The 21,781-nt window shown below is 61.3% G+C and carries 18 protein-coding genes; 13 read left to right on the top strand and 5 right to left on the bottom strand.

Features of this window, described 5'->3' with window-relative positions:
- Nucleotides 1-7: 7 nt before the first annotated feature.
- On the bottom strand, nt 8-427 hold the full coding sequence (locus M3P88_RS09460) for a MaoC family dehydratase (RefSeq protein WP_249615803.1): 420 nt from the start codon (nt 425-427) through the stop codon (nt 8-10).
- 236 nt (nt 428-663) lie between these two features.
- Here M3P88_RS09460 and M3P88_RS09455 point away from each other — a divergent pair, with 236 nt between their 5' ends.
- From M3P88_RS09455 to M3P88_RS09445, 3 genes are all read left to right on the top strand, one after another.
- Complete coding sequence (locus M3P88_RS09455) at nt 664-1,413, top strand: electron transfer flavoprotein subunit beta/FixA family protein (protein WP_124735185.1); 750 nt, start codon at nt 664-666, stop codon at nt 1,411-1,413.
- Nucleotides 1,414-1,416: 3 nt separating this feature from the next.
- Nucleotides 1,417-2,352 carry an electron transfer flavoprotein subunit alpha/FixB family protein gene (locus M3P88_RS09450; RefSeq protein ID WP_249615802.1) on the top strand — a complete coding sequence of 312 codons (936 nt, stop codon included), beginning with the start codon at nt 1,417-1,419 and terminating at the stop codon, nt 2,350-2,352.
- Between the two features lie 166 nt (nt 2,353-2,518).
- Entirely contained in the window at nt 2,519-4,300 is a 1,782-nt protein-coding gene (locus M3P88_RS09445) for an acyl-CoA dehydrogenase C-terminal domain-containing protein (protein WP_249615801.1), read from the top strand.
- Nucleotides 4,301-4,364: 64 nt separating this feature from the next.
- Here the strand turns inward: M3P88_RS09445 and M3P88_RS09440 are convergent, their stop codons facing one another.
- The 4 genes from M3P88_RS09440 to M3P88_RS09425 all read right to left on the bottom strand — a co-directional run bounded on the left by M3P88_RS09440 (nt 4,365) and on the right by M3P88_RS09425 (nt 12,087).
- Complete coding sequence (locus M3P88_RS09440; RefSeq protein WP_249615800.1) at nt 4,365-5,486, bottom strand: DUF5723 family protein; 1,122 nt, start codon at nt 5,484-5,486, stop codon at nt 4,365-4,367.
- A gap of 68 nt (nt 5,487-5,554) precedes the next feature.
- Entirely contained in the window at nt 5,555-7,606 is a 2,052-nt protein-coding gene (locus tag M3P88_RS09435; protein WP_249615799.1) for a hypothetical protein, read from the bottom strand.
- 272 nt (nt 7,607-7,878) lie between these two features.
- Nucleotides 7,879-9,867 (bottom strand): PhoX family protein, encoded by a 1,989-nt coding sequence (locus tag M3P88_RS09430; protein ID WP_249615798.1) that lies wholly within the window; start codon nt 9,865-9,867, stop codon nt 7,879-7,881.
- A 408-nt stretch (nt 9,868-10,275) separates the two neighbouring features.
- Complete coding sequence (locus M3P88_RS09425) at nt 10,276-12,087, bottom strand: hypothetical protein (RefSeq protein WP_249615797.1); 1,812 nt, start codon at nt 12,085-12,087, stop codon at nt 10,276-10,278.
- Between the two features lie 235 nt (nt 12,088-12,322).
- Between M3P88_RS09425 and M3P88_RS09420 the strand changes: the two genes are divergently transcribed.
- From M3P88_RS09420 to gspL, 10 genes are read left to right on the top strand one after another with little or no spacing between them, the layout of a single operon-like run.
- Entirely contained in the window at nt 12,323-12,991 is a 669-nt protein-coding gene (locus M3P88_RS09420) for a type II secretion system protein N (RefSeq protein WP_249615796.1), read from the top strand.
- A gap of 9 nt (nt 12,992-13,000) precedes the next feature.
- Nucleotides 13,001-15,097, top strand: a complete 2,097-nt coding sequence (gene gspD, locus M3P88_RS09415) for a type II secretion system secretin GspD (RefSeq protein WP_249615795.1) — start codon at nt 13,001-13,003, stop codon at nt 15,095-15,097.
- Entirely contained in the window at nt 15,094-16,548 is a 1,455-nt protein-coding gene (gspE, locus tag M3P88_RS09410; RefSeq protein ID WP_249615794.1) for a type II secretion system ATPase GspE, read from the top strand. Before gspD ends, gspE begins: the two co-directional genes overlap by 4 nt.
- A 10-nt stretch (nt 16,549-16,558) precedes the next feature.
- Entirely contained in the window at nt 16,559-17,755 is a 1,197-nt protein-coding gene (gene gspF / locus M3P88_RS09405; RefSeq protein WP_249615793.1) for a type II secretion system inner membrane protein GspF, read from the top strand.
- 43 nt (nt 17,756-17,798) lie between these two features.
- Complete coding sequence (gene gspG / locus M3P88_RS09400) at nt 17,799-18,227, top strand: type II secretion system major pseudopilin GspG (RefSeq protein ID WP_249615792.1); 429 nt, start codon at nt 17,799-17,801, stop codon at nt 18,225-18,227.
- Between the two features lie 9 nt (nt 18,228-18,236).
- Nucleotides 18,237-18,719 (top strand): prepilin-type N-terminal cleavage/methylation domain-containing protein, encoded by a 483-nt coding sequence (locus M3P88_RS09395; RefSeq protein ID WP_249615791.1) that lies wholly within the window; start codon nt 18,237-18,239, stop codon nt 18,717-18,719.
- Entirely contained in the window at nt 18,716-19,090 is a 375-nt protein-coding gene (gene gspI, locus M3P88_RS09390; RefSeq protein WP_249615790.1) for a type II secretion system minor pseudopilin GspI, read from the top strand. The genes M3P88_RS09395 and gspI overlap by 4 nt, the downstream gene beginning before the upstream one ends.
- Nucleotides 19,090-19,653 carry a PulJ/GspJ family protein gene (locus M3P88_RS09385; RefSeq protein WP_249615789.1) on the top strand — a complete coding sequence of 188 codons (564 nt, stop codon included), beginning with the start codon at nt 19,090-19,092 and terminating at the stop codon, nt 19,651-19,653. Before gspI ends, M3P88_RS09385 begins: the two co-directional genes overlap by 1 nt.
- Entirely contained in the window at nt 19,650-20,627 is a 978-nt protein-coding gene (gene gspK / locus M3P88_RS09380; RefSeq protein ID WP_249615788.1) for a type II secretion system minor pseudopilin GspK, read from the top strand. Before M3P88_RS09385 ends, gspK begins: the two co-directional genes overlap by 4 nt.
- Complete coding sequence (gspL, locus tag M3P88_RS09375) at nt 20,624-21,781, top strand: type II secretion system protein GspL (protein WP_249615787.1); 1,158 nt, start codon at nt 20,624-20,626, stop codon at nt 21,779-21,781. Before gspK ends, gspL begins: the two co-directional genes overlap by 4 nt.

Raw genomic sequence — 21,781 nt, 5'->3', positions numbered from 1 at the left:
CCGAGCCTTATTCCGGACGCGACGGCGCGATAACCAGCGATTCGCCTTCCAGAATCACATTGCCGGCGACAAAACACTGGGTGGCGAATTTCACTCGTTTTTTAGCAGGATCCAGTTCGGTCACTGTTGCGCGTGCGGTCACAGTCTGGCCGATTTTGACCGGAGCCTTGAAGCGGGTGGACTGCGACAAATAGATGGTACCAGGGCCGGGCAGACGGGTGCCGACTACGGTGGAGATCAGGCTGGCGGTCAGCATGCCGTGGGCGATGCGGCCACCGAACATGGTCTGTTCGGCGTATTCCTGATTGATGTGAACCGGGTTATCGTCGCCCGAGACTGCAGCAAACATCAGGATGTCCGCTTCGGTAATGGTTTTGGCGTACTCGGCGAAATCACCGATTTTCAGGTCTTCGAAGTAGACGGTCATGAGGGTACTCCCGTATTATGATGATGAAATGTTGCAGTGCATTGTACACGCAAGTCGTGACAGGCAAATTGCGTGTTAAGGGCGCAAAAAGCGGAGAGGCCAGATTTTGTGCATGTGGGGCTTGCGCTTTCTTCAAACGATTGTTTGAATGCTAGGGCGCGGCAGCGCATCACGTTAGGCTACGGCTGCATGCGTCAATGATCGATCAACCAGTCCGAAGCATACGCTGGAGGAATATGAAAGTTCTAGTCGCTGTGAAACGCGTTGTTGATTACAACGTGAAGGTGAGGGTCAAGGCTGACGGTAGCGGTGTGGATATCGCCAACGTCAAGATGTCGATGAACCCGTTTGACGAGATCGCCGTAGAAGAGGCTGTGCGCCTGAAAGAAGCCGGCAAGGCGTCGGAAATCATCGTGGTATCCATGGGGGTCAAGCAGTGTGAAGAAACGCTGCGTACGGCGCTGGCCATGGGTGCGGACCGTGCCATTCTGGTGGAAACCGAGACCGAGTTGCAGCCTTTGGCCGTGGCCAAGCTGCTTAAGGAAATCGCCGCCAAGGAAGCACCGCAGCTGATGATTCTGGGCAAGCAGGCGATCGACGATGATGCCAACCAGACTGGCCAGATGGTGGCTGCGCTCTTGGGTTGGGGTCAGGGCACGTTCGCGTCCAAGGTGGATCTGGCGGCTGAAACCGTCAATGTCACCCGCGAAATTGATGGCGGCCTCGAAACCGTCAAGCTGGCATTGCCGGCCGTGGTGACCACCGACTTGCGCCTGAACGAACCGCGCTACGTCAAGCTGCCTAATATTATGGCGGCCAAGAAAAAGCCGCTGGAAAAAGTTTCCCCGGCTGATCTGGGTGTCGATGTGACCCCGCGCCTGACCACCCTCAAAGTGGCCGAGCCTGCCAAGCGTTCCGCCGGCATCAAGGTGGCCTCCGCTGCCGAGCTGGTGGCCAAACTCAAGAACGAAGCAAAGGTGCTGTAAGCCATGGCTATTCTCGTTATCGCTGAACACGACAACCAGAGCCTGAAAGCAGGCACTCTGAACACCATTACCGCCGCGACCAAGCTCGGTGGCGACGTGCATGTACTGGTTGCCGGCGCCGCTTGCGCTGCCGCCGCCGATGCTGCCAAATCGGTGGCCGGCGTTGCCAAGGTGCTGGTGGCTGATGCCGCGCAATACGCGCACGGCCTGGCCGAGAATCTGGCCCCGCTGGTCGTTGATCTAGCCAAGGCTTACAGCCATGTATTGGCACCCGCTTCCAGCTTCGGCAAGAACCTGCTGCCACGCGTGGCGGCCTTGCTGGATGTGGCGCAGATTTCCGAAATCTCGGCTATCGAGTCGGCCGACACCTTCGTGCGTCCGGTTTACGCCGGCAACGTACTGGCGACAGTGCAGTCGTCCGATGCGATCAAGGTGATCACCGTGCGTACCACCGCGTTTGAAGCGGCGGCAGGCGGCGGCGCAGCGGCGCTGGAAAATATTGCCGCAGGTGCGGATGCGCAGCTGTCGACCTTTGTCGGCGCCGAGCTGACCAAGTCCGACCGTCCGGAACTGGGCGCGGCCAAGATTATCGTTTCCGGTGGCCGTGCGCTGGGTTCGGATGCACAGTTCAAGGCGGTGATCGAGCCGCTGGCTGACAAGCTGGGTGCCGCAGTAGGCGCTTCGCGCGCCGCCGTGGATGCCGGCTATGCACCAAACGACTACCAGGTCGGCCAGACCGGCAAGGTTGTGGCACCGCAGCTTTACTTCGCCGTCGGCATTTCCGGTGCCATCCAGCACCTGGCCGGCATGAAGGATTCCAAGGTGATCGTTGCGATCAACAAGGATGAAGAAGCGCCGATTTTCCAGGTGGCTGATTACGGTATCGTTGGTGACTTGTTCACCGTTGTGCCGGAACTGATGGCCGAGCTGTCCAAGTAATCGACAGCCGGAACGAGGCAGGCCTTGATGCCTGCCCGCAACAAAAAACAGAACCGGCCCGACGGTTCACCCCGGAGACTACCCTGTCGTAAAGGCAGGCTTCAGGTGAATGCGCGGCCGGTTTTTTTGTACTTGAAACATTGCACCCACATCAAAGGAGAGATCGATGATCTACAACGCACCGGTCAAGGAAATCCGCTTTGCCCTGAACGAGCTGGCCGAACTGCCGTCCATCTGCAGCCTGCCCGGCTATGAGGACTGCTCGGTCGATCTGGTCGACGCCATTCTGGAAGAAGCCGCCAAGTTCGCCGAGGGCGTGCTGGCCCCGATCAATAAGGCTGGCGACCAAGGCGCTAAGTGGAGCACCGACTACAGCGTGACCTCCGCCCCCGGCTTTAAGGACGCTTGGCAGCAATATGTCGAATCCGGCTGGGCCGGCCTGCGCACCCCGACCGAGTTTGGCGGTCAGGGCATGCCGGCACTGGTTGCGCTGGCAACCGAAGAAATGTGGTGCTCGGCCAACCTCGCCTTCTCGCTGGCCCCATTGCTGACGCTGGGCGCAGTTGAAGCACTGCATCACCACGCCGGTGACGAACTCAAGGCCGTTTATCTGCCCAAGATGGCAACCGGCGAGTGGACCGGTACCATGAACCTGACCGAACCGGGCGCCGGCTCCGACCTCGCTCAGGTACGCAGCAAGGCCGTGCCGGCAGCGGATGGCAGCTATCTGGTCAGTGGCCAGAAAATCTTCATCACCTGGGGCGAGCACGATATGGCGGATAACATCATCCACCTGGTGCTGGCGCGTTTGCCGGATGCACCGGCCGGGGTGAAGGGGATCTCGCTGTTTGTGGTGCCCAAGTATCTGGTGAATGCCGATGGCAGCCTGGGCGCGCGCAACGATGTGCGCTGCGTCTCGCTTGAGCACAAGCTGGGCATCCACGGCAGCCCGACTGCAGTGATGAGCTTTGGCGACGAAGGCGGCGCGGTGGGTTTCCTGGTTGGCGAAGCCAATAAGGGCCTTGCCTATATGTTCACCATGATGAATCACGCACGTCTGGGCGTGGGCGTCGAGGGCATGGCTGTGTCCGAGCGCGCCTACCAGAAGGCGGTTGAATACGCGCGTGACCGCGTGCAAAGCCGTGCCATCGGTTCGCCCGATCCGGCTGGCGTGGCCATTATCCAGCACCCGGATGTACGCCGCATGCTGATGACCATGCGCGTTCAGATCGAAGCGCAGCGTGCACTGGCTTGCGTAGCCGCCGCAGCGATGGATCGCGCTGCCCAGCATCCGGTAGCGGCCGAAGCGGCAAAAAACCAGTCACTGGTGAACTTCCTGATCCCTATCGTCAAGGGCTGGAATACCGAACAGGCCAACGAAATCACCAGTCTGGCGGTGCAGGTGCATGGCGGCATGGGCTTTATCGAAGAAACCGGTGTTGCCCAGTACTACCGTGATGCGCGCATTACCTCGATTTATGAAGGCACCACCGGCATTCACGGCCTGGATCTGATCGGGCGCAAGACCTTTAGCGAAGGCGGCGCTACCGCGCTGGCGCTGCTGGAAGAAACCCGTCTGGTAGCTGCCAAGCTCGCGCCAAGCCAGCCTAAGCTGTCGGCCAATCTGACCGCCGCGGCCCGCGAAGCCGAGCGTTGCGTGGCCTTTATTCTGGAAACCTTCAAGGCGCAGCCGCAACTGGCGGCAGCCGGCTCGGTGCCTTTCCTCAAGCTGATGGGGATCGTGCTGGGCGGCTGGCAAATGGGCCGCGCGGCGCTGATCGCAGAGGGCAAGCTGGCTGAAGAGGGCGCCGATACCGACTTCCTGTCGGCCAAAATCATCAGCGCACGCTTCTACGGCGACCATCTGTTGCCACAGGTCTCAGGCCTCGCCGCCGCGATCCTCGAGGGCGCCGGCAGCGTGCTGGAAATGCCGGAAAATCTGTTCTGATCCTGACCGGCTCTGCATGAAAAACGCCACGGCTTGCCGTGGCGTTTTGGCTGGTGGGGCACAGTTACAGTGGCAAAAACAGGCCGGCATGCACCCCCGTCGCCCGGCTGTTCGACGGCGAACGGCCGTCGCTGTGTACGCCAAGCCTGAAATAACGGTGGCGTATTTCGACGCCGGCGGTCTTGAAGCGGCTCTCGTAAGCGAGCCCGAACTGCCAGTTGGCGACGCCGTGGTAGCGGACGCGCAGCTGCGGCAGGGTGACGTCGCGGTAACGGGTCAGCGACGCTTCGGTTTCCCACGCCTGCTGCCGGTAGCTGGCGGCCAGTTCGGTCTTGCTGTGCAGTTTCTGCGTGTAGTCGGCACGGCTATCCTGGCCGCTGGCCAGCGGCTGGCGGTTGCCGTTGGCGTCTAGCGCGACGTCGCTGTCTGCCTGCAGCGTGCTGGTCGGCAGGTCGCGCCAGCGCAGTTCTCCCAGTGCGTCGTTGATCAACAGGCGGCCTTGCCACGCATCCTGCCATTGCCAGGCTAGCGCCAGATCGAGCGCGTAGCCACGGGCTGACGGCGAGGCGTCGCCTAGGTAAGGGTTGAAGCCGCTGGAGGTATCCAGTCCGGTGTAACGCAGGGTGCGTGTGGCTTGTAACTGGTACTGCTGCTCGCTCAGGGCGAGCGCACTGCCGGCGACTTTGTCTTCGCGCATGGCCAGCCCGTCCAGCAGGCTGACACCGACGCCGGCCTGCCAGCGCCACGCGCCGAGGGCAGGCAGCTCGAAACTGCGGGCCAGTCCGACTCCGCGCGCGCTGAAGGTTTCCAGCCGGTAGTCGGCGTCGTAGCGCCGGCCAGGGGTGGGCTTGAGGTCATTCTTGTCCTGATACACCAGGTCCAGCGCATCCTCGCTGGCACTGGCCCATGCTTCGGCGCGGTAGAAAGCGGAGACTTGCCAGCCATGGTGGGCGACGGCAAGTTCGGCGCGCGCGGTGCCGACTGCCTTGGCAACGCCATCTCGGGTGCGCGGGGACACCGTCCAGTCGCCGTCCAGTTGTTTGAGTGGTAAGGCGTCGTTGGCGGCGAACGCGGCCGCGCTGCTTGATAGGGTGAGGGTTTGCGGGATGGCTGCCGGATTGTTCAGCACGAGTGGCGAGGCCAGTGCGGGCAGGGGGAGGGCAAGTAAAAGGCTGAGGCGTTGCATGGTTTCGACAAGGGAAAATGCAAAAAGCCGGCGACCGCAGCCGCCGGCGAGGGTGAGTGGTACGTGGATCAGCCGAGGCTGACCTTGCTGCCATCTTTGAACGAGATGACCTTGCCGCTCACGCGGCCGATTTCCTTGTCGTCGGCGTAAACGGTGCCGGTGCGGTCTGCCTTCAGTGCAACTTTCAGGTTGCGGCTGGTAGCGACCAACGACTCAGGCAGCAATTTGCCGAGCGCATCCTGCTTGCCGCTCACCTTGACGCTGGCGCTGACGCCGTTGTCGGTGTAGTTGACGTCAAGCGATGCGGTTTTGTCCGCCTTCAGAGCCAGTGCGCTGTCGAGCTTGATGGTGCGGCTGGCGTCGACCGGCAGCAGGCCGATGATGCTCAGGGTGCCTGCGCTGGTGTCCGGGCTGTACGGCTTATCCGCCTTCAGCACGACGGTGCCGTCAAACCAGGTTGCCCCTGCCTTGCTGAGCACGCCCTTGAGGGTCAGCTTGCTGTCCATCTTGAAGGCTGGCGTAGCGGCGGTGGCCGGGGCGTCAATCTGCTCAGAGGATGCGAGGCTGCCGTTGAACGCGTAGCCGTTGCTGCTGCCTTTCAATGCGATGCTGAGGCCGGTCGGCATCCCTTCGCTCGTCCAATTGGTCTGGCCGTTACTGAGCACGACTTCAGCCTTGGCGCTCTTGATGCTGCCGGTAAAGGTGTCCGTTGTCTGGCTGTAGCTAGAGCTGAACGTGAGGTCTGCGGTTACTCCATTGACCGGTACCTTGCCCGACAGCGTGTAGCCGTTGGCTGTGTAGTTGGCTGTGCCGGTTAGGGCTGCGGTAGTGTCCTTGCTGGCGAAGGCCCACTCAACTTTGTCGCCGTTCGCTTTCAGGGTGAACTGAGCGTAACGCCCATTCTCCAGTAAGGTTTCTCCAGCGGCTTGGCCAACCCACAGCCAGCACTGGTAGATGCTGCTGCCGTTTTGTTCCTGACAGTGGTAGCCATTGCCACCGAAGTGATCCCAGCCAGCGTCGTTTTCTTCCGCTTCGGCCTCGTCGTAGCGCTCCACCGCGTCGGACAGCGCCATTGCCACGTCAGCGTGGTCGGCCATTTGCTCGACCGCCGGGCCGATCTCGTCGCCGCGGGTCTTCAGGGTCTGTTCGCCTTCCAGCAGGCTGTTGCGCAGGCTGTTGACCAGCAGCTTGGACTGGGTGATCTGGGTGGCGAGGGTAGTGGCGTTTTGCAGTTCTTCTACGTTGCCGGTGATGCTGTCCGGAACGGTCGCTGTGGCCGCTTTGTCGCCAAATGCGGTTTTGGCTGCACTCGCAATGGCCAGCAATTTGTCATAGGCCAGACCTTCGCTGGTGATCTTGCCGTCAGCAATCTTCAGCGTGCCTAGCGCTTTGGCTTGTTCACCCAGCGCGCAGTCCAGTCCCTTGTCTGTACACCCAGCAACGGTTTCTGGCTTGTTAAATATCAGCGACGCCTGCTGCAGGATTGCGGTCGCCTTGTCGCTGGTGTCGCTCGGGTTGAAGTCGTACTGCAGCGGGTCGGTGGTATTGCCGGTCAGCGCCTGCATGATCGCGTTGTTGACGACGTCGATATTCTTGATGTCGGTGGCGTCGACCTTGCCATCGCCGTTGAGGTCGGCCAGCTTGCCGCTGACAAGCAGTTTGGCGGCGGCCAGTTGCGAGATCGGGGTGACGTTGGCCTTGTTGCTGCCGCTACCGACCTGCTCCAGCAGTGCGTCCAGTTCAAATGCCTGGTTTGCCGCCAGGGTGATGGCGCCCTGCAGTTCGTCCTGCATCTTGGCGCCGGCCACCGCCTTGACCTTGATCAGCAGCGCGCCGCTGTAGCTACCCAGCTTGAGGGAGTATTCGCCCTTTGCATTGGTGATGGCGGGCTTGCCATCGTTGATCGCCTTGCTGTCGACCGTGCCGTCGGCATTCACCTTGAATGCGTAGACTTCGGCACCTTCAAGCAGGCCCTTTATGGCGACGCCCTGTACCGCGTTGTCTTGTGCTGCCGCCGAACCGCTACTGCCACCACCACCACCGCCACCGCCACCGCCACCACACGCAGCCAGCGCCAATGCTGCTGCGACCGCCAGCGAAATCGTCTTCAGTTGTGCCATTGTCATGATCTCCAAAATCTTGATTTAAAAATGCCATTGGATTTTATGGGGTGACGTTTGCAAAGTTGAAGCAAATCTGGAAGTCCTTGCTGGGTAGGGCTTGATGTGTGGTAAAAATGCAGAAAACATGCAGCAAACATGATGCCTGCCTGCCAGGTATAGACAGTGGCTGCTATTTGGGATGATGCCGGAACAGTAGCTCTGCCCCTGCTGGGTTCCGCTGCAAAAAACGCCACGGCTTGCCGTGGCGTTTTTATCTTCTGGCCTATGCCTTATTTGGCCAGTTTGATTTGCGTTACCTCTCCGGTGAGATAGCCGACCGCCGCACCAAACTTGTTTTTGTAGTTGCTGTTGATCAGCGGGTCTAGCGTGGCCTTTACCGTGTTGTGGATGGCACCCCAGTCGCCGGCATGCTGGAAGTTGCTCATGATGTAGGTCCAGCCGTTGAGCTCGTCGACCGCATGCAGCCCGGTCGATTCGCCGCCGGCCGGTATCGACATCAGCCGTGACAACGCCTTGCTGTCGATGTTGTACGCCCACAGGAAGTTGTTCACATGCTGGCCGCTGTCCTCGCCGATAAACAGCGTGCGCATTTTCTCGGAGAACTTGAGGTTATCCGGGTTGGCGATTTTGTCCGGGTTGGCGGTGTTGCCCAGCGCGTCAGCTACTGCCAGGTCTTCGCCAGCGAGCAACACCTTGCTGTTTGCCGGCATCCATTCACTGTTGATCGCTGTGCCGTCGCTGTCTTTCAGTCCGCCAGTGAGTTGGTGTTGTAGGATCGCGCCGGCCTTGAGCTGAGCCGGCAGATTGATGCCGATACCCGTCTGGTAGCCCTTGCTGTTGCCGACCACCATCGAATCCTGGCAGTTCTGCAGCGCCGAGTACGCCAGCTTGTCCTTGGCGTTGACGGTGGTGCCCTCCATTTTGCTGAACCCAAGACTGCCGCCAGCGTAAGCTGCGTAGCGGTGGGTTTCCAGGAAGGCGGCCGCCTTTTCCATGCCCGGCTTCAGTCGCAGCCACTCGGCTTTGCCGCTGACAAACACCTTGCGGAAGGTCGCATCGTTCGGGTCGGTGGTGACGCGCTCGAAGATATCGGTCGCTTGCAGTGTGTCGGCCAGCGTCTTGATTTCGGCGCTGCTGGCGCGGCCCAGCTTGATCCAGACGAGCTTGAATGCAGGCGCTTGCGGGTCCAGCGCGCTCAGCCCGCTGCCTTCGATCTTCGCCACGTACAGCGTGCCGGCGGACAGGTCTTTTTCCTTGTCGGCGACAAAGCAGAACAGGCCGCCGTTGGTCGCATCATCTCCCATCAGTGCGGTGCGCTGGTCCGGCATGACCTGTACCAGTTCATGCGAGATGCGGCCCATGCAGTAATGCTTCTTGATACTGCCGGTGCCATCGGGGTTGACGGTCACTTCCGGCATATGGCCGTAGTGATAGGGCTTGGCTTCTGTTTCGTTGCCGTACAGGTTCTTGGAGAATGCCTTGAACTGGCTGCTGGAGGCGGCGCCGAATGCGTCCGGTTCGTACTCCTCGCTCGATAAATGGGTGCCCCATGGCGACAGGCTGGCGCCACAGGTAATCCATAAGCCTTGCGCGGGACGGGTGTCCACATTGTGGTATTGCACCAGCGTGAGTTTTCCGGTGTTCGGGTCTTGATCCAGCGTCAGTACCGCGATGGGCGATGGCAACTTGCCATACATATCGCTCTTGCCGTCTTGCGCCCACGTGGTGTACTCGAACTGCACCACGGCGAACACCGGGTTGCCGCGCACACCCGCAACGCGGGCACCAGGCACCGTCAGCAGCGAAGTGCCATCCGGCGCGTCGGAGAAAAACTGTCGCGGTTGAGCCGGCAGTGTGTTGTCGAGGATGGGCTGGTTCCTGATGTCGTAATAGCCGCCAGCAAGCAGCTTGCCCCCCTTGCCATCCGGCACCTGATCGCCGGTGACGAAGAAGGGCTGGTAGGCGAGCATGTGAACCAGCTGGCTGCCATCGCTGAACTGCACGGTCATCGCGCTGGCGACGTCGGTGGAAGCCATACGGGCCGGTTCGGCCAGTGTGGGGGCAGCCATCGGTGTGAAACGGACTTTTGACAGCGTAGGTGCCGGCGTCGTTGGTGGCAGCGTACTGCCACTATCACCGCCGCCGCCCAGGCAACCGGCGAGCAGCGCACTGCTGCCCACGCCGACAGACAGCGGAAGCAGGGGGCCGCTGGCGAGTAGTTGTAGCAGGCGGCGGCGATCAGGATGAAAGGTTTGCATCAGGGAAGACTCCGTTGGGCTGTCGTGAAGCGGATTCTGCGGATTATTCCCGTAGCTGATGTCAGGCAAATGAAGGTTAAATGACAGCTTGGTTTTGTGGTGCCGGGTAGTCAGAGTGAAAACCTAAAACAAGGGCGTGCTCGGTGGCAGATAAATGGGCTGCGCCGCGCTGATCGCAGAGGGGCAGCTTGCCGAAGGGGTGCCGATCCTGATTTTCTGTCGGCCTATATCATCAGTGCATGCTGTTACGGCAACTATCTGCTACTGCAGGTCTCAGGCCTCGCCGCCGCGATTCTTGAGGGTGCCGGCAGCGTGCTGGAGAGGCCGGAACACCTGTTCTGAGCGTTGTTCGAGTGCAATGAAAAACGCCACGGCTTGCCGTGGCGTTTTTTGCTGGCTGGCCAGTAATTAAACCCGCAGCTTGTTGCGCAGGTAGTCCAGCATCTGGTCGTAGCCTTTCATCAGCTGCTCAAAGTATGAGTGGTTGATGGCGGTGATCTCTTCGAACAATCCTTCTTCGGAGAGGAAGCCGGTTTGCAGGATGCCGTCGTTGAGCATGATGACCTTGACTTCATCGCTGCCGGCATCATCGTAGTTGCCGGGAAAAGTGCTTTCATTGATGTCGAAGGTGATCAGTTCGTGGCCACGGATCGTGCGTAGTTTCCAGCGGACGCTGTACTTATCTTGCACTGGCTTTATCGCGTCATCTCCTACGTCCACCCAGTAGATGAAGGTCACCGGACCTTCTTGTCCATTTACACGGTCGCCCTCGAACTTGAATTGGCCTCCATACATCCAGACCGGGTAGGCGCCCGGCTGGGTGTCCTGCAAGTGCATGGCATCTCGCACGCTCGTATAGGCAACATCGGGCTTGCCGAAGTAGTTGCAATGTTCGATGCCCTGCTGTTTGACCGGAGTACTGCCTTCCCCGCACGTCCAAGCCGAAACGTCCAGGTCGGTGTTCAGCATGACCGCACGGGTGAAGACTTTCAGCGCATTCTGGTCAAGCGAGCCGTTGATATATTGTTTGAGTTCGGCTGCAATGGGCGTGTAACGGCCGTATAGCAAGGCATCTTTCAGCGCTGTACCTTGTTGCGGCTTGACCCGTAGTCCGGCGAGTTGGGTAAGGACCCCGTCTTCGCTCTTGATCGTAATGGAATCCTTGCCGATTTCCGTGACGTCATACGTCTGGTTGGATTCGTAGCCAGCCTCGCGGAACGGCCCCCAGCTGCCATCCTGCAGGATTTTCCAGCTTCCCTTGTAGCCATGCTGGTCCCGTGTGTCGACGACCCATTTGCTGCTGTCAAAGACTTCATCCCGCCATGTGAACTTCTTGCCGTCCTCGCTGAGCTTGAAGGACATCCGGTACCCTTTGGCAGAGCCGTCATCTTCCAGCCATTTGGTAGGGTACACATCGTCATAGCCGTACGAGTCGCCACGATGACTGTCCCCGTACTCGTATACGCCTGCTTTCAGCAGGGCAAGCGCGTCGGCGGGTAATTGGCTGCCGATCTTGTCTTTCTCTGCCTCGACCGTGTCCTTGTTGATGTCGCTGGCGACACCCTTTGCCTGGGTGAACAAGGATGCTGCCGCTAGGACACTAGTCAGGTCAAACGATGGGCCACTGGCCTTGGATACGCTGACCATCGCATCGACCAAGGCTTGTGCTTTGTTTCCCGCATCCTTATTTGGTTTTTCAGGGTCGGCGAAGTCCATGTAAGGTGAGCTGCCGTTCAGAACGGTTTTTTCAATCTTCGCCTCAGCCTCGGGTAACGCCAGACCCTTGGCCACTTCGGCGGCGACCATGGTGGTCAGCGGCGAGATGTGAATTTGTCCTTGCAAGGTATCGAGTTGGCGCACCAGTGTGACAGGAGCGGCAAACTTAAAATCTGCGGGGCGAGCCTCATCAATGGTGTCCGTGCCGATCAGTACCAGCAGGTTCTTGCCGATATCGTCCTTTGTGGCGCCGCTCAGGGTGTAGTTGCCGCCGGCGCCGGTTGTGGCGGAGGGCTCGCCGTCATCACAAGCACCATCTGCGTTGCGATCTACGCACACCTTGGCATTCTTCAGATAGCCATCGATGGCCTTGCCCGAAATGCTGCTACCGCTTGGCGGCGCTACCGGGCCGGAAGAGGAGCCCCCACCGCCGCCTCCGCAAGCTGAGAGTGCCAATGCTGCTGCGACTGCTGCGGTCGTAACCGACAATTTACCCAAACTCATGCTGTTCGCCTTTAGTGGTTTAAATTAAATCACAAGTGCTATCTATTTTTATTTAATAATGCATATTGCGCAATCCGTAGAAATACGGATGCACGCGTGTCGCGTTAGTGGTAGCCTGCCGCGCGGTGTCTGGGCGCTGGTTTGCCATGCGGTGTAAAGCGGTAATAGGTATGCAGCTTGTGCCGGTAGCGTGAATTGTCTAATCTTATTATTTATTTGGTATGAATAGAGCCTGATGCGTTCACGTAAAATCTGGCGTTTCGGCGATCTTTCCCGCTCTTTGGCGCGGGTGCCGCGTCTGCTGCCTTATCTTGCCTTGGCGCTGGCCTTATTCTGGTTAGGGGCGGTGCTGTCTGTCTGGCTGGCACCTGCATCCAGGCAGGTGCGCGCCTTGTCCTTGCCCGAACCGACGGCGGACGCCGGGCGGGTGGCGGCTTTGCACTGGTTTGGTGAGACGGTCAGCCCCGAGTTGACTGCCGCGCAAGGTACTGGGCCGCTGACGCTGGTTGGGGTGTATGCGTCGGGTAATGCACAGACCGATTTTGCGCTGGTGGGCGAGGGCGACAAGGTGGCGCCGTTGCGTGTCGGCCAGCAAACCGGTGGCTGGACTTTGCTGGAAGTTTTACCTTTTGCCATCCGTATCGGCCAAAACGGTAACGAGCGCCGGATCGAGCTGGCCCGCCCGAGTGCTGCGGCCGGTGCGCTCACGATGGCACCGACCCCTGTGCCGCCTGCGCCGGTGACCCCTGATTTTTCTGCGCCTACTCCTGCACCTATGCCTGATGCGGCAGCAGCGGGAGTAAATAGTATGTCTGCTGTGCCGGAGGCGGTGCCCAAAGAGGCCGAGCCGGGTACTCTGTCTGGCGGCCGCCGTGCTGCTGTAATCGACGCCAACCCCAACTAGAGTTTTCCTATGCGACTTGCCCGTTTTGCTGCCATCGTGGCGTTGGCTTTCCATTGTTCGGCTCAGGCTGCGCCGTCCGACCCGGTGATGCTTAATTTTGTCGGGGCCGAGATTCCGGTGGTGGTGCAGGCCATAGGCGAGATCACCGGCAAGACCTTTGTGCTCGACCCTCGGGTCAAGGGTACGATCAATATCGTGTCGGCCAAGCCGGTGCCGCGCGAGCTGTCTTACCAGATTTTGCTGTCCAGCCTGCGCATGCAGGGTTTCGCTGCGGTAGAGGGGGCGGGCGGGGTGGTGAAGATTGTGCCCGAGGCTGATGCCAAGCTGCATGCGCGCGCCGGCCAGCCGCGCCGTACCGATGTGGACCGGCTGATCACCAAGGTGTTTACCCTGAAAAACGCCAACGCCAACCAGTTGGTGCCGGTGCTGCGTCCGATTATTTCCCCCAACAATACCGTCACCGCCATGCCGCAAAGCAATGCGGTGGTGGTGACCGATTACGCCGACAATATCCGCCGCATCGAGTCGATTATCGAATCGGTGGAAAGTGCGGCGTCGGGCGATGTGGCGGTGCTGCCGGTGGCATTCGGCTCGGCCATCGAGCTGTCCGGCATGCTGGGCAAGCTGTTGCAGGCGCAGGGTGAGGGCGCCGGCAAGGTGACGCTGATTCCGGATGCGCGTGCCAATGTGATTATGGTGCGTGCCGATACCCCTGGCGCCATGGGCAAGGTTAAGAGTCTGCTCAAGTTGCTGGATAAGCCATCGCAAGCCGGCGGTAATGTGCGCGTGGTGTATCTGAAAAATGCCGAGGCGGTGCAGGTGGCCAAGGTGCTGCGTACCCTGCTGACCGGCGAAGGCGGTGGCCTGTCGGCGGGTAGCTCGGGTGGTGCCAATACGCCAAGCGCGCTCGCGGGCAATAGCAGCGGCAGCGGCGGCTATGCCGCTTCTGCTGCGCCATCGCAGGCTTCGGGGGCGCGCAGTGCGGTGCAGGACGATACCGTGTCCGGCACCGGTGCCATGGTGCAGGCCGATCCGGCCAATAATGCGCTGATTCTGAATGTGCCGGACACCATGTACCAGAATCTGCGCGGGGTGATCGACCTCCTGGACAAGCGCCGTGCGCAGGTCTTTGTCGAGGCGCTGATTATCGAGGTTGCTGCCGACCGCAAGCTGGAAGTCGGCGTGCAGTGGCAGGCCGCGGGTAAGAGCGGTTTTGTCGGCACCAACTTCCCTAACTCCGGCAACAGCATTCTGGGCACCTCACTGTCGCCTTCGCTGGATGCCGCAAGCAAGGATAGCGCCCTGGGCAAGCTGGCCGCTTCGGGTGGTTTGAATATCGGCTTGATCGATGGCACGGTGAATATTCCGGGTATTGGCGAAATCCTGAATCTGGGGGTATTGGCGCGCGCGCTGGAAACGCAGGCCAAGGGGAATGTGTTGTCCACACCGAATCTGATGACGATGGATAACGAGGAAGCCAAGATCGTGATCGGCCAGAATGTGCCGTTCCTGACCGGGCAATACTCCAGCACTGGCGCCAGTAATGGCGCGGCTAATCCGTTTCAGACTTTCGAGCGCAAGGATGTGGGGCTGACGCTGAAGATCACGCCGCAGGTGTCCGAAGGCGGCATGGTACGGATGAAAATCTATCAGGAAGCCTCGTCTATCGACCCGAATTCGGTGACCAGCAGCTCGGGCCTGATTACCAATACCCGTTCGATCGAGACCATGGTGTCGGTGCAGGACGGCAATATCATCGCGCTGGGCGGGCTGATTCAGGAGACCGTGTCCGATAGTGCCGATCAGGTGCCGCTATTGGGCGATATCCCGTTTATCGGCCATCTGTTCAAATACAAGAGCCAGTTGCGTAAGAAGAGCAATCTGATGGTGTTCCTCAAGCCGACCATTATCCGCGACGACGCGCGTGCGCGTGCGGTGGCGGGTGACCGTTATGATTTCCTGCAGGTGGAGAGCCGCAGGACGGCAACGGAAAAACTGTCGTTTGACCCGCAAACCGCCTTGCAGGCGGTGCCTGCCGGCAGCCTGAAAAGCGAGCTGGACCGCTGGGTCGAGTCGCAGCAACAAGTCCCGTTGCTTAAGCCATGAGCGCATTGCACGAGACCCCGCTGCTGCCTTATGCCTTTGCCCGCGCCAATGGCGTGCTGTTGATTGAAAGCGAGGGCGGGCGGCGCCTGCTGTTGGCGCCCGAGGCCAGGGATGCGGCTTGGGCCGAGGTATTGCGCCAGTATGGCGACGTCGATGCGCTGGAAACACTGGCGCGTGCCGAATTTGACCGGCGCCTGGCTGCGCTTTATGCCGACGGGCGCAGCGTGGATGCGGTGGACGATATTGGCCAGGATATCGACTTGTCGCAGATGATAGATTCGCTGCCTGCGGTGGAAGACCTGCTGGAAGCGGAGGACGATGCGCCGATTATCCGCATGATTAATGCGCTCTTGACCCAGGCTTTACGCGAGCAGGCTTCCGACATTCATATCGAAGCATTCGAAGAGCGCTCGCTGGTGCGTTTTCGTATGGACGGCAGCTTGCGCGATGTGGCCAGCCCGCACCGTGCGCTGCATGCGGCGCTGGTGTCGCGCATCAAGATCATGGCGCAGATGGATATCGCCGAAAAACGCATTCCGCAGGATGGCCGCATCTCCTTGCGCCTGGCCGGCCGGCCGGTGGATGTGCGGGTGTCGACGCTGCCGACCAGCTATGGCGAGCGCGTGGTGATGCGTCTGCTGGACAAGGATGCGACCCGCCTCGATCTGGAAACGCTGGGCATGGCGCCGGATACGTTGTCAGCCGTAGACAGGCTGATTCGTCAGCCGCACGGCATCGTGCTGGTGACCGGGCCGACCGGCTCGGGCAAGACCACGACCTTGTATGCCGCACTCTCAAGGCTGGATGCCCGCCACAGCAATATCATGACGGTGGAAGACCCGGTCGAGTACCAGCTCGATGGCGTCGGCCAGACTCAGGTCAACCCCAAGATCGATATGAGTTTTGCCAAGGCGCTGCGCGCCATTTTGCGCCAGGACCCGGACGTGGTGATGATAGGCGAGATCCGCGATCTGGAAACGGCGCAGATCGCGGTGCAGGCTTCGCTGACTGGCCATCTGGTGCTGGCTACGCTGCATACCAATGATGCGGCCAGCGCGGTGACGCGGCTGGTGGATATGGGAACCGAACCCTTCTTGCTGGCGTCTTCCCTTCTGGGGGTGATGGCGCAGCGTCTGGTACGCCGCCTGTGTCCGGCATGCAAGGCGCAGCATGCCTTGCCGCTTAAGGGCGAGCCGGATGTGGTGCATTACCGTCCGGTCGGTTGCCCGGCCTGTGCGATGAGCGGTTATCGCGGGCGTCTGGGGATTTACGAGTTGCTGACGGTAGACGATCAATTGCAGCGCATGGTGCATCAGGGCGCATCCGAGCAGGCTATCCGCGAGCATGCCCTGCAGACGGGCATGCGTTCCTTGCGCGAGGATGGCATGCGCTGGGTGCGCGCCGGCGAAACCTCGCTGGAAGAAGTCGTGCGCATCACCAAAAATGGCTAGGGCTTAGACAATGGCAGCATTTCGCTATCTGGCCCTGTCGGATAAGGGCGGCGAAGAAAAGGGCATGATCGAGGCCGAGTCGGCGCGCTCGGCGCGCGCGCTCTTGCGTGAGCGCGGGCTGACCTTGTTGCAGATCGAAGCCGAGAACGGCAAAACGGGGACGGTACACAAGCGCCTGCCCAATGCCGAACTTGCGCTGTTTACCCAGCAGCTCTCTACCTTGCTGATGGCCGGGTTGCCGCTGGAAAAGGCGTTGATGGCGGCGGCCGAGCAAAGCGAACACGCCCGTACCCGCGCCGTGGTGTCGGCCTTGCGCGGCGATATTATGGAAGGCCAGAGTCTGGGACAGGCGCTTGCGCGTTTGCCGGCAGTATTCGGCCCGCTTTATATCAGCCTGGTTAAGGCCGGCGAGCAAAGCGGCCATCTGGATACGGTGATGGCGCGTCTGGCCGACTATCTGGTCAAGCGCCAGGCCTTGCAGCAAAAGGTGACGCTGGCGCTGGCTTACCCGGCCGTAGTCACCGTGGTGGCGATGCTGGTGGTGGCCGGGCTGATGACTTATGTGGTGCCGCAGGTGGTGACGGTTTTTATCCAGACCAAGCAGACGCTGCCGCTACTGACCCGCATGCTGGTGGCCAGCAGCGACTTTTTGCGTCACTGGGGCTGGGCATTATTGCTGGCCTTGGCCTTGGCCGGCTTTGCTTGGTGGCGGGCGCTCCGGCAGGATGCCTTCCGGCGCAGGGTGCATCAGCGCCTGCTTTCGCTGCCATTGATCGGGCGCATGTTGCGTGCCATTAATACGGCGCGTATGGCCAGCACGCTGGCGATTCTGGCCGGCAGCGGCGTGCCGCTCTTGACGGCGCTGGAAACTGCGCGCGGTCTGGTCGGGTTGATGCCGATGCAGGAGGCCTTAAGCGAAGCGACGGCGCGGGTGCGCGAGGGTGTGCCCTTGTCGCGGGCGCTGGCGGCCAGCCGCCAGTTTCCGCCGGTGCTGATCCATCTGATTGCCAGTGGTGAAGCCAGTGGTACGCTGGCCGCCATGCTGGAGCGTGCGGCCGAGCAGCAGCAACAAGAGGTCGAGCGGCGCGTGTCGACCTTTACCACGCTGATGGAGCCATTGCTGATTCTGCTGATGGGGGGCATGGTGCTGATTATCGTGCTGGCCATTATGCTGCCGATTATCGACATGAACCAGATGGTGCGCTGAGCTGCGCCATGGTCGCAACGAATTCAAGACCTAAGGAAATAATATGCAAAGACGTACGCAAGGCGGTTTCACCCTGATCGAAATCATGGTGGTGATCGTGATTCTCGGCATTCTGGCTGCATTGGTTGTGCCCAAGGTGATGAGCCGGCCGGACGAAGCGCGCGCGGTGGCCGCCAAGCAGGATATCAATGCCATGAATCAGGCGCTCAAGCTGTACCGGCTGGATAACACCCGCTACCCGAGCACCGAGCAAGGGCTGAAGGCGTTAAGCGAAAAGCCCACTATTGCGCCATTGCCGAAAAACTGGAAGCCCGGCGGCTATCTGGAGCGCCTGCCTATGGATCCGTGGGGCAACCCTTACCAGTACGCCAGCCCCGGCACGCATGGCGAGATCGATATCTGGAGTCTGGGTGCCGATGGCGAGCCCGGTGGCGAGGGGGTAGACGGCGATATCGGCAACTGGCAGCAGTAAGACTTGGGCATGCAGCGTGTACGCGGCTTCACCCTGATCGAAGTCATGGTGGTGCTGGTCATCGTCGGCATACTGGCGACCATGGTGACCTTGTCGCTGGCGCCGGACACGCACCGGGTGATGGGGGACGAGGCGCTGCGCCTGTCGCGGGTGGTCGAGCAGGCGGCCGATGCCGCCGAAATGGGTGACCCGCTGGTGCTGGTGTGGACGCGCGAGGGCTATGGCTTTCGCCGCCAGACCGATGACGGGCGTTTTGTCGAGACCGGCGAGGACTTCTTTGCCGAGCGGCGCTGGCCGCAGGGCATAGAATCGGGCCGCGCGCGCATAGACGGCGAGGATGCCAAGCCCGGCGAGGTGCTGCCGCTGTGGCAGGACGGGCGTGCCAGCGAGCTGGTGTTGCCGTTGCTAGCGGGTGGCCGGCGTTTGGAAGTGTGGCTGTCGCCGCTGGGTTTTGCCCGGGTGGAAGACGCAGGTGCCGAGGCTTCACCATGAAGCCGGCGCGCGGGTTTACCCTGTTTGAAGTGCTGGTCGCGCTGGCCATCTTGGCCATCGCACTGACAGCCCTGCTGCGCTCGGCGGGTTTGGCTGCCGACAATAGCGAGGCGCTACGCACCCGCATGCTGGCGACTTGGGAGGCGCAAAACCGCCTGGAAACCATCAAGGCCTTGCGCGAATGGCCCGAGGTGGGCGGCAGCTCAGGCCAGATCAAGCCGGAAGCCGGGCAAGCGGCATTGCGCTGGCAGCGCGATGTCAGCGGCACGCCTAACCCCAATTTCCGCCGGGTGGTGATCCGCATTCTGCCGGCTGACGGGGCAAACTACACCCTGGCCGAGCTGACCGGCTTCGTGCAGAGGCCGCGCTGATGGCCCTACGCGAGCGCGGCATGACCCTGATCGAGATTCTGGTGGCGATGAGCCTGATGGCCATTTTATCGGTGCTGGGTTACAAGGCTTTCTCATCGCTTTTGCTTGCGCGCGAGCATCTGGTCAGCCTGTCGGATGAATGGGTCGGCCTCGCGCGGGTGATGCGGCGGGTTGAGTCCGATGTCGGTCGCCTGACGCGTGAAAATGCGGGTAAGGATTCTGCGAGTCCGGCTTTGCAGCTGCAAAGCGAAAACGGCAAGCAGCATTTGCAACTGGCGGGCTATAGCAGCAAAAGCCCCGAGGGGCGCGAGCTGCGCCACTATCAGGCCGACGATAGCGGCTTGCTGTGGAGCGCTACGCTTGGCGGACTGGATAAGGAAATCCTGCCGTTGCGCCTGCTGGATGCGGGCAGCCGCACCCGCTTTAGCGTGATGCTGGCGGACGGGAACGAGAGCGAAGTCTGGCCGCTGGCCGATGGCGGCGCTCTGGACGCGCGAGCGCTGGTGATGACGGTGACGCTATCTGGCGGCCAGCGTGTGCGCCGTGTCTGGAGCTTGCCATGAGGCGGGGCGAGGAGGGGATGGCGGTGGTGATGGCGCTGTTGATTGTGGCGCTGGCGACCACCGTTTCGGCGCTGGTGTTGTGGCAGCAGGGCTTGTGGTTGCGCCAGGTCGATAACGATCGCGCGCGCGCGCAGACCCGGTTGGTGGCCGATGGCGGCCTGGCTTGGGCGGTGGAGATCCTGCGTTACGACGGGGAGACCTCGTCGGTGGATAGCTTGTCCGAACTATGGGCCCAGCCGCTGCCCAAAACCGATGCGCAGGGCGTGGATGTGCGCGGCACGCTTGGCGATGCGCAGGGACGCTTCAACCTGAATAATCTGGTGCAGGGCGGCGTGGTTTCAGAGCCGCAACTTGCGCTGTACCGGCGTCTGCTCGCCGAGCTCAAACTGCCGCCCGAGCTTGCCGACAGTCTGGCCGATTATCTGGATGCGGATGATGACAAGCGGGAGGGCGGCGCCGAGTCGGGCGACTATCTGGCGCTGCGTCCGGCTTATCGCGCGCCCAATGCACCGCTTGCGCGTGCCGGGCAATTGGCCTGGGTGCAAGGCTATCGCCCCGAGGTGCTGGCACGCTTGAGCCCACATGTGGTAGCGCTGCCGGAACGCGCCGCGACAGCGATCAATGTCAACACGGCCAGCCCCGAGTTGATGCGTGCGCTGGTGCAGGGCGTGAACGCCGGCGAACTGCAAGGCCTGATCAATCAGCGCATCGACAACCATTTTATCGACGAGGCGGATTTTCGCGCCCGTTTGCCGGCGCGGGCCCAGTTGCCGGAAGGGATTGCACTGGCGACGCGCAGTCGTTATTTCCTGCTGCAAAGCGAGGTGCGTCAGGCGGCCGTGCGTTTAAGTGTGGCCGCGCTGATTTTTCGTAACGAATTGACTGCCCGGCTGGTGTGGCGCGAGGATGGACGGCTACTTGCCGGCTCGCGTGCTTTGGACGGTAGTCCCCCTTCACCGACAGAAACACCATGACTGTTCTTAGACTGATGTTGCGCCCAAGCTGGCCGGATAGTGAACCGGGCCTGGCTTGGGCACTGATTGCCGCCAGCGGTGAATGCCTTGGCATGGGGGATGATTCGCCTGCGCACTGGCCTGCAAGCAATAGCACCGAATTGATTCTGCCTGCGGGCCTGACGCTGTTTACCCGGGTCAAACTGCCGCAGGCAAGTCGCGAGCGCCAGCTTGCCGCCGCCGGTTTTGCGCTGGAAGAGCAGCTGGCCAGCGACCCTGCGGCCAATCTCTATGCCATCGGCGGCATGGAGGAAGGGCTCAGTGCCGTGGCGGTGGTCGAAGCATTTGCCTTGCGCCGGGCGGTAGCCATGCTCAAGCAGTTAGGGCGCGCGCCTGACCGTATTGTCCCGGAGGAGATGTGTCTGCCCGAACCCTTGCCGGGGCAGTGGTTGTTGGCAAACTGTGCCAGTGGGCGCATCGTGCGCCGCTCGCATACTCAGGCTTGCGTCTTGCCGCAGGGTGCCGTGGGCGATGCGCTGGCGGCACGTCTGCTTGGCGAGGGGGCTCCCGAGCTGCAGCGCCTGTGTGGTGAGGTGGCCGCCTTAGCTGAGGTCGCGCTGGTGCGCGAAGCGGCGGCCGGCTGGCAGCAGGGGCGCATGGCTTCACCTTATGATTTTGCTCAGGGTGAGCTGGCCTCCAGCCGCCTGTGGCGGGCATGGGCGCCGGCCCTGAAAAAAAGTGGCGTGATTCTGGCGCTGCTGTTTGCCGGCCAACTGGCCCTGCTCTTGGGGGAGGCTAGCTGGCTGGCTTGGCGCAAGCACAGCCTGAGCAGTGAGATTCGCAGCCTGACCCAGCCTGTGCTTGGGGCGCAGGCCCTGCCCGGTGCGACGGCTTTGCCGCTGATGCGCGTAGTGGATAATCTGCGCGCCGAGCGCGGTCAGGCGGTACGGGATGATGCGCTTTATCTGATGGCCAGGCTGGGTGAAGTGGCCGGTAATACGCTAAGCCTGAGTGCTCTGGAAACGGAGGGCGGACGGGTACAGCTGCGCGCACCGGCCTTACCGGACGAGGCATTCGAGCGCTATCGCCAGCAGTTGGCCGGCAGCGGCGTGCTGCTGAATGTCCGGCGCAGCGAAGGCGGGGTGCGCGAGTGGATTTTGACGAGGGAGCCATAA

Origin of the sequence: Craterilacuibacter sp. RT1T (assembly GCF_023502145.1) — a bacterium.
Taxonomy (GTDB): Bacteria; Pseudomonadota; Gammaproteobacteria; order Burkholderiales; family Chromobacteriaceae; genus Craterilacuibacter.
This window is presented reverse-complemented; position numbering and strand designations above follow the sequence as displayed.